Annotated in this window: 1 protein-coding gene; it reads left to right on the forward strand. The window is 53.4% G+C overall.

What is annotated here, in order from left to right:
* Positions 1-59: 59 nt before the first annotated feature.
* Positions 60-416: hypothetical protein (locus GVK91_RS27590; protein WP_369073914.1), on the forward strand; the 357-nt coding region annotated here is incomplete at its 3' end.

Here is a 416-nt window from a genome sequence, read left to right on the forward strand (position 1 = left end):
CAGAACGTAGTCGCGCGGAGCCACGAGCGGAACAGCTCAGGAAAAATGACAATGCCGTTATGGATTCAGGGGTACTGAGCGCAGTCGTTACGGGGTATGGCGAGGCCCCCATGCCTGGTAACGGGGAAATGACCTGTTACCTTCTGCTTCACAACCGGAACGGAGAATACACGCTCTGGGGGAACGAGCTGGAGAAATACCGCACCAGAATCTTTGAGCGTGTTGATTTAATGCGTGACAGGAGTGGTTATATCTGTGACCGAAGCGAAATCGGTCAACATCCACCACTGCAACGTGTTTATTCCTCTGCGACCTTTGAGCAACTTCTGACGCAGGTTTGCCAGACATGGCCGCAATATACCCGCAATCTCCGCCAGCCGAAGACATGGCCGGAGTCTTTCTGTCTTGGAGAAGAC

It is taken from the genome of Sphingobacterium sp. 18053, from assembly GCF_902706145.1.
In the GTDB taxonomy this organism is placed as follows: domain Bacteria; phylum Bacteroidota; class Bacteroidia; order Sphingobacteriales; family Sphingobacteriaceae; genus Sphingobacterium; species Sphingobacterium paramultivorum.